This is a genomic window from Exiguobacterium sp. s166 (genome assembly GCF_018618855.1).
Classification (GTDB): Bacteria; Bacillota; Bacilli; order Exiguobacteriales; family Exiguobacteriaceae; genus Exiguobacterium_A.
In genome coordinates this window covers 666437-679398 of sequence record NZ_JACSMU010000001.1, presented here as the reverse complement: position 1 = coordinate 679398, position 12962 = coordinate 666437, and the positions used below count along the sequence as shown (strand labels likewise).

The 12962-nt window shown below is 50.1% G+C and carries 12 protein-coding genes; 10 read left to right on the top strand and 2 right to left on the bottom strand.

From position 1 onward, the window contains the following. Positions 1 to 7 precede the first annotated feature (7 nt). On the bottom strand, positions 8 to 1918 hold the full coding sequence (locus tag KNP93_RS03400; RefSeq protein WP_214853121.1) for a hypothetical protein: 1911 nt from the start codon (positions 1916 to 1918) through the stop codon (positions 8 to 10). A gap of 94 nt (positions 1919 to 2012) precedes the next feature. Beyond that, positions 2013 to 2519: a competence protein ComK gene (locus KNP93_RS03395; protein WP_026827557.1), complete on the bottom strand. Its 507-nt coding sequence runs from the start codon at positions 2517 to 2519 to the stop codon at positions 2013 to 2015. Between the two features lie 250 nt (positions 2520 to 2769). Between KNP93_RS03395 and KNP93_RS03390 the strand changes: the two genes are divergently transcribed. The 10 genes from KNP93_RS03390 (at position 2770) to KNP93_RS03345 (ending at position 12917) form a co-directional block, all read left to right on the top strand. Beyond that, positions 2770 to 2970: a cold shock domain-containing protein gene (locus KNP93_RS03390; protein ID WP_026827558.1), complete on the top strand. Its 201-nt coding sequence runs from the start codon at positions 2770 to 2772 to the stop codon at positions 2968 to 2970. A 282-nt stretch (positions 2971 to 3252) separates the two neighbouring features. Then, entirely contained in the window at positions 3253 to 3816 is a 564-nt protein-coding gene (gene hpf / locus KNP93_RS03385) for a ribosome hibernation-promoting factor, HPF/YfiA family (protein ID WP_026827559.1), read from the top strand. Between the two features lie 217 nt (positions 3817 to 4033). Then, a complete protein-coding gene (secA, locus tag KNP93_RS03380) occupies positions 4034 to 6553 on the top strand; it encodes a preprotein translocase subunit SecA (RefSeq protein WP_214853120.1) in 2520 nt (839 codons plus the stop codon). 67 nt (positions 6554 to 6620) lie between these two features. Next, the gene (gene prfB / locus KNP93_RS03375) at positions 6621 to 7721 is read left to right on the top strand and encodes a peptide chain release factor 2 (protein ID WP_131502206.1); all 1101 of its coding nucleotides are present in this window, start codon (positions 6621 to 6623) and stop codon (positions 7719 to 7721) included. A 66-nt stretch (positions 7722 to 7787) separates the two neighbouring features. Next, positions 7788 to 8291, top strand: a complete 504-nt coding sequence (locus KNP93_RS03370) for a GNAT family N-acetyltransferase (RefSeq protein ID WP_114595101.1) — start codon at positions 7788 to 7790, stop codon at positions 8289 to 8291. A gap of 101 nt (positions 8292 to 8392) precedes the next feature. After that, positions 8393 to 9262, top strand: coding sequence for a YitT family protein (locus KNP93_RS03365; protein WP_131502204.1), 870 nt, complete (start codon positions 8393 to 8395; stop codon positions 9260 to 9262). Positions 9263 to 9372: 110 nt separating this feature from the next. Then, complete coding sequence (gene cccB / locus KNP93_RS03360) at positions 9373 to 9735, top strand: cytochrome c551 (RefSeq protein WP_188004677.1); 363 nt, start codon at positions 9373 to 9375, stop codon at positions 9733 to 9735. Positions 9736 to 9929: 194 nt separating this feature from the next. Next, positions 9930 to 10616 carry a cell division ATP-binding protein FtsE gene (gene ftsE / locus KNP93_RS03355; RefSeq protein ID WP_014971187.1) on the top strand — a complete coding sequence of 229 codons (687 nt, stop codon included), beginning with the start codon at positions 9930 to 9932 and terminating at the stop codon, positions 10614 to 10616. Then, positions 10606 to 11505, top strand: coding sequence for a permease-like cell division protein FtsX (ftsX, locus tag KNP93_RS03350; RefSeq protein WP_012371286.1), 900 nt, complete (start codon positions 10606 to 10608; stop codon positions 11503 to 11505). The genes ftsE and ftsX overlap by 11 nt, the downstream gene beginning before the upstream one ends. A 41-nt stretch (positions 11506 to 11546) precedes the next feature. Next, complete coding sequence (locus KNP93_RS03345) at positions 11547 to 12917, top strand: murein hydrolase activator EnvC family protein (protein ID WP_214853118.1); 1371 nt, start codon at positions 11547 to 11549, stop codon at positions 12915 to 12917. Positions 12918 to 12962 lie beyond the last annotated feature (45 nt).

Sequence of the window (12962 nt, the reverse complement as noted above, 5' to 3'; positions counted from 1 at the left end):
GGCCTCCTTAAATCCGGTAATCGTAACCGGTCGGTATTTCGTCCGGTTTGACGGTTTCCGGTGTCGTTTGATCTTTCGTAAAAGCATCGAAGCGGATACGGACGTCCTGATAACCGGTTGCTTGTAACGCTTCCGTCGTCCGTTCGAGGAACGGTGTTGCCAGACGCTCGAGGAGCGGGAAATCATTTTCGATCGTAATCTGCATCTTCCGGCTGACGGTCTCGACACGGACGCCGATGTCACCGAGACGTGGTGTCTCGAGCTGGACATACAACGTGTTGTTTTCCCAGTCGATCACTTCATCCGGTCGTTTGTTTTGTAAGTGGACGTGGAGTCCGGCGGTGCCTTCGACGAGCTGGACGGGCAGGGCGAGCAACAGTTGCTGCAACTGCTGGTTGCTGTCCGGTTTATTGACCTGCTGCTGTGTGTTCAGGAACGTTTGCAGTTTCGCCGCTTCCGGATTCGCTGCCGGTGTCGCGAGTTTCAATTCTGCCGTCTGCAACTGGAGCGTTTTCTGGACTGTCTCCTGTAAAACCCGTGGACTGTTTTGTCCCGGTTCGTAGGGAATCGGTCGTTGCGCGGTCGAAGCCGGCTGGCTTTGTTGCGGTACCGGCGTTTGTTGCGTGTTTGCAACAGCCGGCCGTAAGCTTGGATTCAGTTCCGGTAAGTAAGCTGTCCGGACATTCGCCGGGGAGTAGCGGAACGCTTCCAGTGTTTGGCGGACATCCTGGACGACGGCTTTGGCTTCCGCGCCGCGTCCGAGCAGGGCGAGTTCCGTTCCCCGTTCGAGTTTTGATAACAGTTGGATCAATTGTTTTTCATCACGCATGCTCGTATGTAACATTGCGTCCGTCTGCTGGAACGTTTGCCGCAGGCGATTTGCCGTACTTTCGATGACTTGGGCCATCTGGAGCGGACGCTCCTCGACAAGCGATTCAATTTGCCGCAGTTGCGAGACGATCGTCCGTTGCTCACGCCGGAAGTCATTTGTCACTTCGGCGAGTCGGGGTGTCACTTCGGCAATGACCGTCAGATTCGACCGGACGGGTGCGGCGGGCGGACTAATTTTTTCTGCCGGCGCTACTTGCGCCTGGGCGATGACGGCCGTCAGTTGTTCGAGCTTGCTTGCTACCGGCCGTTCCGTTAGTGTGGGGCGTTCACTCGGAAAATAGGACCGCAGCTGCTCCCGGACCTCTGTCAACTCACCACGGTCGATCCGGGCGAGGATGTCCGGTTGAGCGTCGTGCGGGACATGCGTTGCGATCTGCCGGAGGGCAACCGGTGTTGCTTGATCGATATCGTGATGCGTCGGAAGCGTCGTACGGGCGACGTCGAGCGCGATGACGTTGCTGAGTGTCGGTTTCTCGATGACGGCCTGTCGTTCTGGTAAAACGTCGACCAATGCATCGGTTGAGCCGAGCAACTGGGCAATCAAGACATCGGCATCGGGCGGCAACGCACTGTCGGACGGGCGTGTCACGAGCTGGAGAACCAAGTCCTTGTGGGTCCCCTGCAGGGCAGCGACGAGGCGGGCAACCGTTTCCGGCGTCTGCGGCAGTTGACCGGTCGCAAGCAGTCGGGCAATGGCTTGTTTTAATTCCGGTGGGAGATCGTCGAGTAAGGTGGCATCGACACCAGACGAATCGGGTTTGGCAGGTCCGGTCACCGGGACATCGGCCTGCTCCGTCACCTGTTCGATCAGGTAACCTTCCGTCGTTTGGCCTTTGACCTGGAATTGGAACGTGCCTTCCGGGACATCTCCCGTGAAGGTCATCTCGACCTTTTCGCGACCGACTTGGACGAGGGCTGTATTCGGTCCTGTCTTTTCAAGGACGGTTCCGCTGTATGTTTTAGTCTCCGATAAGGTAGCCGCAGGGGCGGAACGGGTCGGACTTGTTGGATTCATCTGGATATTCATCGATGAACCTCCTTTCTTGAAAAATTCTTCATCTTATTATATATCGGCACAAACAAAAAAGGATTGAGCGAAATCATCGCCCAACCCATTTTTTTTAAGATTTAATTGCATTAAAGCGGTCCTCTAATGTCATCGCGTTTAATTGTTGGTAACGAGCCATCAGCTCGCCGGTTGCTTTCATTTGGTTGCGGACGATGTAAGGAGAGGCGTTTACGGGAAGGATCATGCCATTACGAGTTTTGAGTTTAGTCTGTCCGTCTTCCTCGATGACTTCGGACATGTGGCTCCAGGCGTACCACTCGCAATCATCACGTTTCGGTGATTTGGTAGGGAAAAAGACGAGACCGAGTGTCGGTTCGATGACGACAGGGACTTTTCCTTTCACGGAAGCGACACGTTTGGCTGTGACGATCCGTTCCTCAATGGAACTGTTGTACTGTCTGCAGGATAACTGCAGGAGTTGATACGGACGAAGCGGCGTCATGATTGTTGACCCGTCCTCTAAGACGATGATGGATTGTTTCATCATGTCATAGCACGGTAAAATCGCAACGGTCCGCTTCGTGATTCGATACTTTTCGTCATTATGGAATGGTCGCATTCGACTGCATCCTCCTTAGATAGGACAATGGATAAAATAGGTAATTACTAACGATATAATACAATACTACACCTGTAATGACAATGTAATTTTTTGAAAAAAAGAGTAATAAGTGCCTTTGATAGGTTTTATATGATATTGAATTCAAATTAATCAGAATTTTTAATTGTCAATAATTGTTTCTTTTGCTAGTATAGATGGTAGAGAGCTTGCTCTCGCTATCCAGTTTGCGAAGGGAATGTGAATTCGAATGGAACAAGGTAAAGTAAAATGGTTTAATGCTGAAAAAGGTTACGGCTTCATCGAGACATCGGATGCAAAAGACGTCTTCGTCCACTTCTCGGCAATTCAAGCAGAGGGCTACAAATCACTTGAAGAAGGCGAAGAAGTAGAATTCGAAATCGTCGATGGCGATCGTGGTCCGCAAGCAGCAAACGTCTCGAAACTGTAATCCCGTTAGCAGCCGCCACCGTTTTTAGGAATCTCCTAAAAGCGGTTTTTTTGTTTCATCTCAATTTGTTAAGGGTATATACGCTAATATCAACATGCAAAACTATTATAGTACGCTAAGGTTCAAGGTGGATGTTCAACAGAATGTCATCGTTTTCATTTCCTTGCATGGCTTATCGTGGTATAATAATTACGAACCAAAAGAATTTTGAATCTTCAGAAGGAAACGACTGAAACGATGACGAATTCATAGGTTCAACCGGTTACTTAAGGAGGAGTTTACATGATCTACAACATTCGCGGTGAAAACTTGGACGTCACAGATGCTCTCAAGGATTACGTCGAGAAAAAGCTTGAAAAGTTAACTCGTTACTTCACAACTCCTACGGAAGCGCAGACGGCTTATGTTAATCTCAAAGTTAACAATGAGAAACAAAAAGTCGAAGTGACGATTCCAATGCCAAACCTCTTGTTACGGGCAGAGGATGTCAATGGCGACATGTACGCAGCCATCGACCTTGTCGTCGATAAGCTCGAACGTCAGATCCGGAAACATAAAACGAAGATCAACCGGAGAGGCCGTGCCAAAGAAGGCGGTATTGGGGAGTACTTCAAAACGCTCGAAGGACCGGAGGCAGAAGCACCTGTCTACGAAGAGGATGAAGCGGAACTCGAACTTGTTCGGACAAAACGTTTCACACTCAAACCGATGGATACGGAAGAAGCAATTCTTCAAATGGATATGCTCGGTCACACGTTCTTCGTCTTCTCGGACGCTGAAACGGGTAACACGAACGTTGTCTACCGTCGAAAAGATGGCCGTTACGGCTTGATTGAACCAGAATAATGAATCTACAGAGGACTTACTCCATGGAGTAAGTCCTCTTTTGGTATGATAAAAAACTATTCATGAATAGAAGTTGTCTCAGACTAAAGTTGGATTTCCCGTGACGCGGATGGTCCGCGTGTTGAAATTTGACGGCGTATTCGGTACACTGAATAAAGGAAAAATCTCGGAATTCTGTTCGTTTAAAGAATCGTTCGAAGTAAGGGGACTGTAAGGCATGGCTAATTTTCTAAAAGAGTTATTCGCACCGACGAAACGTGTTCTGAAAAAAGCAGAAAAAGCGGCGGATGCCGTGGAATCATTTGAGGCACAAGTCGCTGCCATATCGGATCAAGAATTAGAAGGAAAAGCGGTCGAATTCCGGACTCGTCTTGAGAACGGGGAAGACCTCGATGATATTTTACCGGAAGCTTTTGCGGTCTGTCGCGAAGTTTCAACGCGTGTCCTCGGGATGCGTCATTACCGTGTCCAGCTGATCGGCGGATACGTCCTGCACAACGGCGATATCGCTGAAATGAAGACCGGGGAAGGGAAAACGCTTGTTGCGACACTTCCTGTCTATTTGAATGCCCTCGCCGGAAACGGCGTCCACGTCATCACCGTCAATGAATATTTGGCGAAGCGTGACCGGGACATCATGGAACCACTTTACGCAGCACTCGGTTTATCAGTCGGTCTGAACTTGTCGAGCATGTCGCGCCAGGAAAAACAAGCGGCTTACAACTGTGACATCACATACGGAACGAACAATGAGTTCGGATTCGATTACCTGCGTGACAACATGGTCCTCTATAAAGAAGACCGCGTGCAGCGTCCGCTGTCCTTCGCTGTCGTCGATGAAGTCGACTCGATTCTTGTCGATGAAGCGCGGACACCGCTGATCATTTCCGGTTCTGCCGAAAAATCGACAGCGCTCTATTCGCAGGCGGATACGTTCGCGAAGATGATGAAAGCAGACGAAGACTATACCGTCGACATCAAAACGAAAAGTGTTTTACTGACGGAACAGGGAATCGACCGTGCTGAAAAATATTTCGGCATCGATAACCTGTTTGCGCTCGACCACATCGCGTTGAACCATCACTTGAGTCTTGCGCTACGTGCGAACTCCGTCATGCACCGGGACGTTGATTACATGGTTCGTGAAGACGAAGTCATGATCATTGACCAGTTCACGGGACGTGTCATGGAAGGCCGCCGTTATTCGGAAGGTCTGCACCAGGCGATTGAAGCGAAGGAAGGCGTCGAGATTCAACGTGAATCGATGACACTTGCGACGATCACGTACCAAAACTTCTTCCGGATGTACACGAAGCTTGCCGGAATGACCGGGACAGCAAAAACCGAGGAAGAAGAGTTCCGTAACATCTATAACATGCATGTCGTTCCGGTTCCGACGAACAAACCAATCGTCCGGGACGATCAGCCGGACTTGATCTTCAAGACGATGAACGGGAAATTTGCGGCAGTCGCGGACGAAATCGAACGTGCCCACCGCGAAGGACAACCGGTCCTTGTCGGTACGGTAGCGGTCGAGACGTCTGAACTCCTCAGCAGCATCCTCAAGAAACGCGGCATCCGCCACGAAGTCTTGAATGCGAAAAACCATGCACGGGAAGCGGAAATCGTTGAAAATGCGGGACAACCGAACTCGGTAACGATCGCAACGAACATGGCCGGTCGTGGTACCGACATCAAGCTTGGACAAGGGGTCATCGAAAAAGGCGGTCTTTATATCCTCGGGACAGAACGTCACGAATCACGCCGGATTGATAACCAGCTTCGTGGTCGTGCCGGACGTCAAGGAGATCCGGGGGCATCACAGTTCTATCTGTCACTCGAAGATGAATTGATGCGCCGTTTCGGATCAGATTCCCTGCAATCGATGATGGACCGTCTCGGAATGGACGATTCCCAACCCATCGAAAGCCGGATGGTCTCACGGGCCGTTGAATCGGCACAAAAACGGGTCGAAGGAAATAACTTTGATGCCCGGAAACAAGTTCTCGGATATGATAACGTCATGGCGGACCAACGGAAAGTCATGTACGCGGACCGGGCAGCCATTCTTGATGCCCAGTCGGTTTCAAACATCGTCCGTCCGATGATCGAACAGACGATTGAAGCGGGTGTCCATCAGTACACGCCAATCGAGTTCGTGCCGGAAGAGTGGAGCATCGGTGCGTTAGCAGAGTGGGCGAACCAGACACTTGCGCTCGAAGAAAAAGTGTCGGAACAGGATCTGTTCGGCAAGGAACGCGAAGAAATCATCGAACTGTTAAAAGAACGGACTTTCGCCCATTACGAGCACAAACGCTCGGAAGTACCGGCAGAAGCGTTTGACGAGTTCGAGAAAGTCATCGTTCTCCGCGCTGTCGATCAGCACTGGATGAACCATATCGATCAGATGGATCAATTGCGTGAAGGGATTCATTTACGTGCCTACGGTCAAAACGATCCACTTCGTGAGTATCAATCGGAAGGTTCGATGATGTTTGATACGATGAACGCAGCGATTGCGGAAGAAGTGACACAGTTCGTTCTCCGGGCGGATCTTGATCCGAACTTGAAACGCGAAAAAGTCGTCAAAGACGAAGTCGCCGTTTCCGGTAAAGAGGACAAGGTCGTCAAAAAAGCACCGGTCCGTAAAAATCCAAATGAACAAATCGGACGTAACGACCCATGTTGGTGCGGATCCGGTAAAAAATATAAGAACTGTCACGGCCGTCAGGCATAAGTGACGAAGCGGCTGAGAGAGGCGGGAGATTCCTGCCTCTTTTGACGGAAAGAGAAGGTGGAACACAATGGAATTAGCAGAAATACGCAATACCGCCGAGTGGATGGAAAAGAAACTCGATGAATACAAGGCATCACTCGATCTCGAGAACAAAATCTCACGCATCGAGGAGCTTGAAAATGAGATGACATACCCGGACTTTTGGAACAATCAGGAGTCGGCGCAAAAAGTCATCGACGAATCAAACGGTCTGAAGGCAATGGTCGATAAATACCAGCACCTCGCAGACGGTCATGAAAACATCGTCCTGACGTACGAATTGATTAAAGAAGAGCCGGACGTCGAATTGCAGGAAGAACTGGAGTCGGAACTCGGCGATATCAAACGGAAGTTTGACGAGTTCGAATTGCAAATCCTGTTGAACGGCGAATACGATGCCAACAACGCGATTCTCGAATTACACCCGGGAGCCGGCGGAACCGAGTCGCAGGACTGGGCATCGATGTTACTCCGGATGTACCAGCGTTTTTGCGACAAGCAGGGCTGGAAAGTCGAAACGATGGACTATCAGCCGGGTGACGAAGCCGGTGTCAAATCGGTCACGCTCCGTATTCAAGGGCACAATGCCTATGGGTATTTGAAAGCGGAAAAAGGGATTCACCGTCTTGTCCGGATTTCACCGTTTGATTCGTCAGGCCGTCGCCATACGTCGTTCGTGTCGTGTGACGTCATGCCGGAATTCAACGATGACATCGATATCGATATCCGCACGGAAGATTTACGTGTCGATACGTACCGGGCATCCGGTGCCGGTGGACAGCACATCAATACGACGGACTCTGCCGTTCGGATCACACACATCCCGACAGGCGTCGTCGTGTCATGTCAGCAGGAACGGTCGCAAATCAAGAACCGTGAAGCGGCAATGAAGATGTTGAAAGCAAAACTCTACCAACGTGAAATCGAAGAGAAGCAAAAGAAACTCGACGAAATCCGCGGTGAAAAATCAGACATCGCGTGGGGCAGCCAGATTCGTTCGTACGTCTTCCACCCATACAGCATGGTCAAGGATCACCGGACGAACTACGAAGTCGGGAATACGCAAGGGGCAATGGATGGAGACATCATGGGCTTCATCGATGCGTACCTGCGCTTAATGAATATGTAAGTTTATATCCCGCCGGCCTTTGTGTCGGCGGTTTTTTTCTAATAATCGATTCAGGAGGCGAAACAGATGCAGATTCGTACAGAAATATTCAAAGACGCGGCCGGAATCCGGCTTGTCCATCAAGCCGCGTTTGGTCAGCGGACGGAAGCCGATCTTGTCGAAGCGTTACGGGAAGACGAGGCGTCACTCCCGCACTACAGCCGCGTCGCCGTCACGGACAAGGGAGAGATTGTCGGACATGTCTTACTGAGCCGGATTTACATCGAAGACATCCCGTCGCTCGCACTCGCACCGGTCGGTGTCAAACCGCACTGGCAAAGGAAAGGCATCGGGTCGGAACTGATCCGTCAAGTGATTGAAGATGCCCGGGAAGCCGGTGAATCGCATATCGTCGTCCTCGGTCATGACAGTTATTATCCACAGTTCGGATTCGAGCGGGCCGTCGATTACGGTATCGAAGCGCCATTCCCGGTACCGACGGACGTCTTTCTCGTCATGCCGCTCGAGCGACAGGCGTTAAAAGGGATTCGTGGTGTCGTCCGGTACTCGAAACCCTTTAGTGCGGTATAAGAGAACCACTGCGAGTTGCTCAGCCCTTCTAGTCGCTCCTCTGTTTTTCCGCTAAAATGAAAAACGGGTTGTAGAACTTATATAAGGGGAAATGTAACGTTATGACATCAACACGTCAGGAAGTCGTTCGCGACTATATTTATTTATTACTCGGTTCTGTGTTCGTCGCCAGTGCCTTCAGTTTATTTTTGGCACCGAACCAGTTGGCCTCCGGAGGCGTCAGCGGTCTGTCGATCGTCTTAAACGATCTGTTCGGGATTTCACCGGGCTTGTTTCAATTGATTGCCAACATTGTCCTGCTCGCAATCGGCTGGATGATTCTCGGGATGGGATTTGGCGTCAAATCACTGGTCGGCTCGATCTTTTTACCGGTCGTCATCCTGGTTTATGAACGGTTTGACGTACCGGCAGCGACGATGAATCCGATGCTTGCTGCCATCTTCGGTGGAGCCGGTGTCGGAATCGGTCTCGGTCTGATTTTTAAAGCCCGCGCCTCGACCGGCGGGATGGACTTGATTGCCCAGATTCTGCACCGCTTCACGAAAATTCCGCTCCATTTCTGCATCGCCATGCTCGACGGAACGATCGTCATCAGTGCTGCGATCATTTTCTCGCTTGAAATCGGCTTGTATGCCCTCGTCGCCTTGTTCATTACGATCAAGATGATTGATGTCGTGCAACTCGGTATCACGAATGACAAACTGGCGTATATCATCTCGGATCAACGGGAAGCGCTTGTCAAAGAGATTTTCCAAACGCTTGACCGGGGAGCGACGGAAATCGAAGCCGCCGGTGCCTTCACACGGACACGCAAACCGATGTTGATGGTCGTCGTCCGGCAGGGGGAAATCACGACGTTAAAGGAAATCGTCAAGCACATCGATCCGACAGCCTTTTTGGTCGTCAGTGAAGCCCATGAAGTGCTGGGACTTGGTTTTTCAGATGATAAACGGTACCGGAATGTGCCGTAATCGTTTGTTATTCGTGAAGTTTTTGTGAAATCACGCTTAAAAAGTAGCGATAACGGTTATACTCTAATAACAAACGACGTTATTTGGTACTTACTAAGGGGGATATACGGATGAAACTGAAAAACCTTTTACTCGCAGCCGGACTCGGCGCGACGCTTGTACTCGGTGCATGCGGCAGTGACGATTCAAGTTCGTCTGATACATCAAAAGACGAATCGACGATGAGCGATGATTCGTCAAAAACAGAAACAGCGGTTGACGCTGAAAAAATCTTCGCCAACAACTGTGCTTCGTGTCACGGGAATAATCTCGAGGGAAATGTCGGACCGAACTTGACGAAAGTCGGAGCGAAATATTCTTCGGAAGAAATTCAGGAAATCATCAAAAACGGTAAAGGGCAAATGCCGGCCGGTATCCTGAAAGACGATAAAGAAATCGTCGCCGTTGCGGATTGGTTAGCTGACAAAAAATAATTATGTGATAGTATGGGGCTAGAGATGACGAACATGACAAATGTTCGCTGTCCGGCTCCCTTTTTTTATGTAAATCAGCCGGAAATGACATTTGATTGTAATGTGCTTAAAAATTGTTGCCTGTTATAATGGGGTTCGGTAGGCGTTAAGACCTATCTGATCACCATCAGTAATCAAGTAAGGATGTGAAGCAAGTGATCAAGATGCAACAAGTCAGCAAAATTTATCCGAACGGTGTCACGGCACTTCGTGAAGTCAACTTGACGATCAACCAAGGCGAATTCGTCTATATCGTTGGTCCATCTGGAGCCGGGAAATCGACATTCATGAAAATGATGTATCGCGAAGAACGGCCGACAAGCGGTTCGTTTTTATTTAAAGGAATTGAAGTAGGTAAGTTAAAAAACCGCCAGATCCCCGAACTTCGTCGCCAAATCGGCGTCATCTTCCAAGACTTTAAACTACTCCCGTCCTTGACGGTTTATGAAAACGTCGCGTTCGCCCTTGAAGTCGTCGGGGAAGACCGCTCGCAAATCCGTAAGAAAGTGCTTGAAGTACTCGATCTCGTGAAGCTGAAGCACAAGGAACGAAACTATCCAGATGAATTATCCGGTGGAGAACAACAACGGATCTCGATCGCGAGAGCCATTGTCAATCGTCCGTCACTCGTCATCGCCGATGAGCCGACAGGAAACCTCGACCCGGATACAGCATGGGAGATCATGGAAGTATTTGAAGAGATTTATCGCCGTGGGACAACGGTCGTAATGGCGACCCACAACCGAGATATCGTCAATAAGATGCGTCATCGCGTCCTCGCAATTGACGGTGGAAAAATCGTCCGAGACGAAGAGAAAGGAATGTACGGCTATGAAGTTTAATGGATTCCGTCATTTACGGGAAGGGGCAAAAGGTCTCGTCCGAAACGGCTGGATGACATTCGCTTCCGTCAGTGCCGTTACCGTGACCTTATTACTCGTCGGGATTTTTGCGATGGTCATGTTCAACGTCAACAAGATTTCCGATAACGTCGAAAAAGACGTCGAAATTCAAGTGTTCGTCGAACGAGAGTCCGATCAGGCAAAAATCGATGCAGTTGGAAAAAAACTAGAACAGATGCCGGGTGTTGAATCTGTTCGTTACAGCTCAAAAGAAGAAGAACTGGACCGCTTCAAGGAACAGCTTGGCGAAGGATCACAAGCCTACCAGTCGGTTGAGAAGGATAATCCGCTCCACGACCGGTATATCGTCAAGGCGACTTCACCAAATGAGACAGAAACTATTGCAAATACCGTCAAAAAAATGGAAAATATAGATAGTGTCGAATATGGCGAAGATTATGTTGAGAAGATGTTCAACTTCCTTGAAGGGGTTCGGATCGGCGGAATCATCCTGATTGTCGGTTTGACATTCATGGCGATGTTCCTCATTTCGAATACGATCAAGGTCACGATTTTCTCACGTCGCCGTGAGATTGAAATCATGCGACTCGTTGGTGCAAAAAACGGCTTCATTCGTGCACCGTTCTTCATTGAAGGACTGTTGATGGGTGTCCTCGGGGCCTTAATCCCGATTGCCGTCGTCTACTTCGGATACGAAGTGACGTACAATGCGTTGCAACCACAGCTCGTATCATTGAATGCCTCGATCTTCACCTTGATTCCACCGGGTGAACTGTCGATTCAGGTTTCCGTCATCCTGCTGGCGCTCGGTGCCTTCATCGGTGTATGGGGATCAACGACGTCACTTGGCCGTTTCTTGAAGATTTAAATTCTGAAAATCAAATAAAAGATAGAGGAGAGATGCTTCTCATGAAGGTCCGATTCTGTTCTACCGTCCTAAGCTTGGCATTAATTGGTTCAAGTGTATCCGTTCAGGCAACGTCCAAGGAAGATTTGTTGAAGGAACAACAGGAGGTCGAGTCCCGTCTGCAAGAGACGGAACAATCGCAGAATCAGACATCGGAGAAGTTAGTCTTGACGAAACAGGAGCGCAAGGAAGCGAAAGTGCGTCTTGATGAAGTCAACAGCCGTCTGGAAGATTTAGCGAGTAAGATTGCGGATCAACAGGCGGCTGTTTCTGTTGCCAAAGAGGAACTGGCGATCGTCACCCGTGCCGTCGGTCAAACGGAATCCAAACTCCGGACACAGGAAAAATTGATCGGGGACCGGTTGCGGTCCGTCCAACGGGATGGGGATGTCAAATACATCGAAGTATTGCTCGATGCCAAGGATTTCGGGGATTTGATTTCACGTTTCAGTACTGTCAGCGAAATCATCAAGCAGGACGACGGTGTCCTGCAGACATACCAGGCGAACGTCAAACAGTTAACCGAACAACGGTCCGAGCAGGAACTGGTACTCGGACAATTAAAAAAAGAGCAGCGGAAGCTGTTGATTTTGCAGACCCGGATCATCGCGGAATCAGAAGTCAAACGGACGTTGGTTGTCCGGTTGAACAGTCAGGTCGAACAGTTACAACAGGAACAGTTCACGAAAGCGGAAGAAGCTGCAATCCTTGAAGACCAGCAACGTCTGATCAGCCGTCAGTTGGAAGAATTGCGGGCGGCCGAACTACGGGCGCAAAGAGCGGCCGCTGCCCGGGAAGCAGAGGCAGCAGCAGAAGCCGAGCGGCAGGCAGAACAGGAAGCAAAAGCAGAAAAAGAACAGCAAGAACAAAATCAACCAACGTCCCGTCCGCCGACGGCTTCGGAACCGGTGACGGAAACACCTTCTGCCCAATCGGAGACATCGGAACCGGGCACGATCGTAAAGCCTTTCCTATTGCCTGTCACCGGCTACGTCTCGTCCCCGTTCGGTCCCCGCAACAATCCGTTGACCGGAAAATCGGAACGGCATACCGGACTGGATCTCGTTAATGCTAAAGGAACCTTGATTAAAGCAGCGGCAGGGGGGATTGTCCTCCGCGCCGGAAGTGCGACCGGCTATGGAAATGTCGTCATGATTACACACCTGATTGACGGAAAAGTCTGGACGACTGTTTACGGCCATCTCGATTCGGTTTCGGTCAAGGCGGGACAAACAGTCATGCCGGGGGATATCGTCGGCAAACTCGGTTCAACCGGCTGGTCGACAGGACCGCATCTCCACTTTGAGATCCATCGCGGCGAGTGGGCTGTCGGGCAACCAAATGCGGTTGATCCGGCACCGTACATCTTATAACTTCAACGAGCGACTGACGAAAAGATAGGGTAACCTATCTTTTTT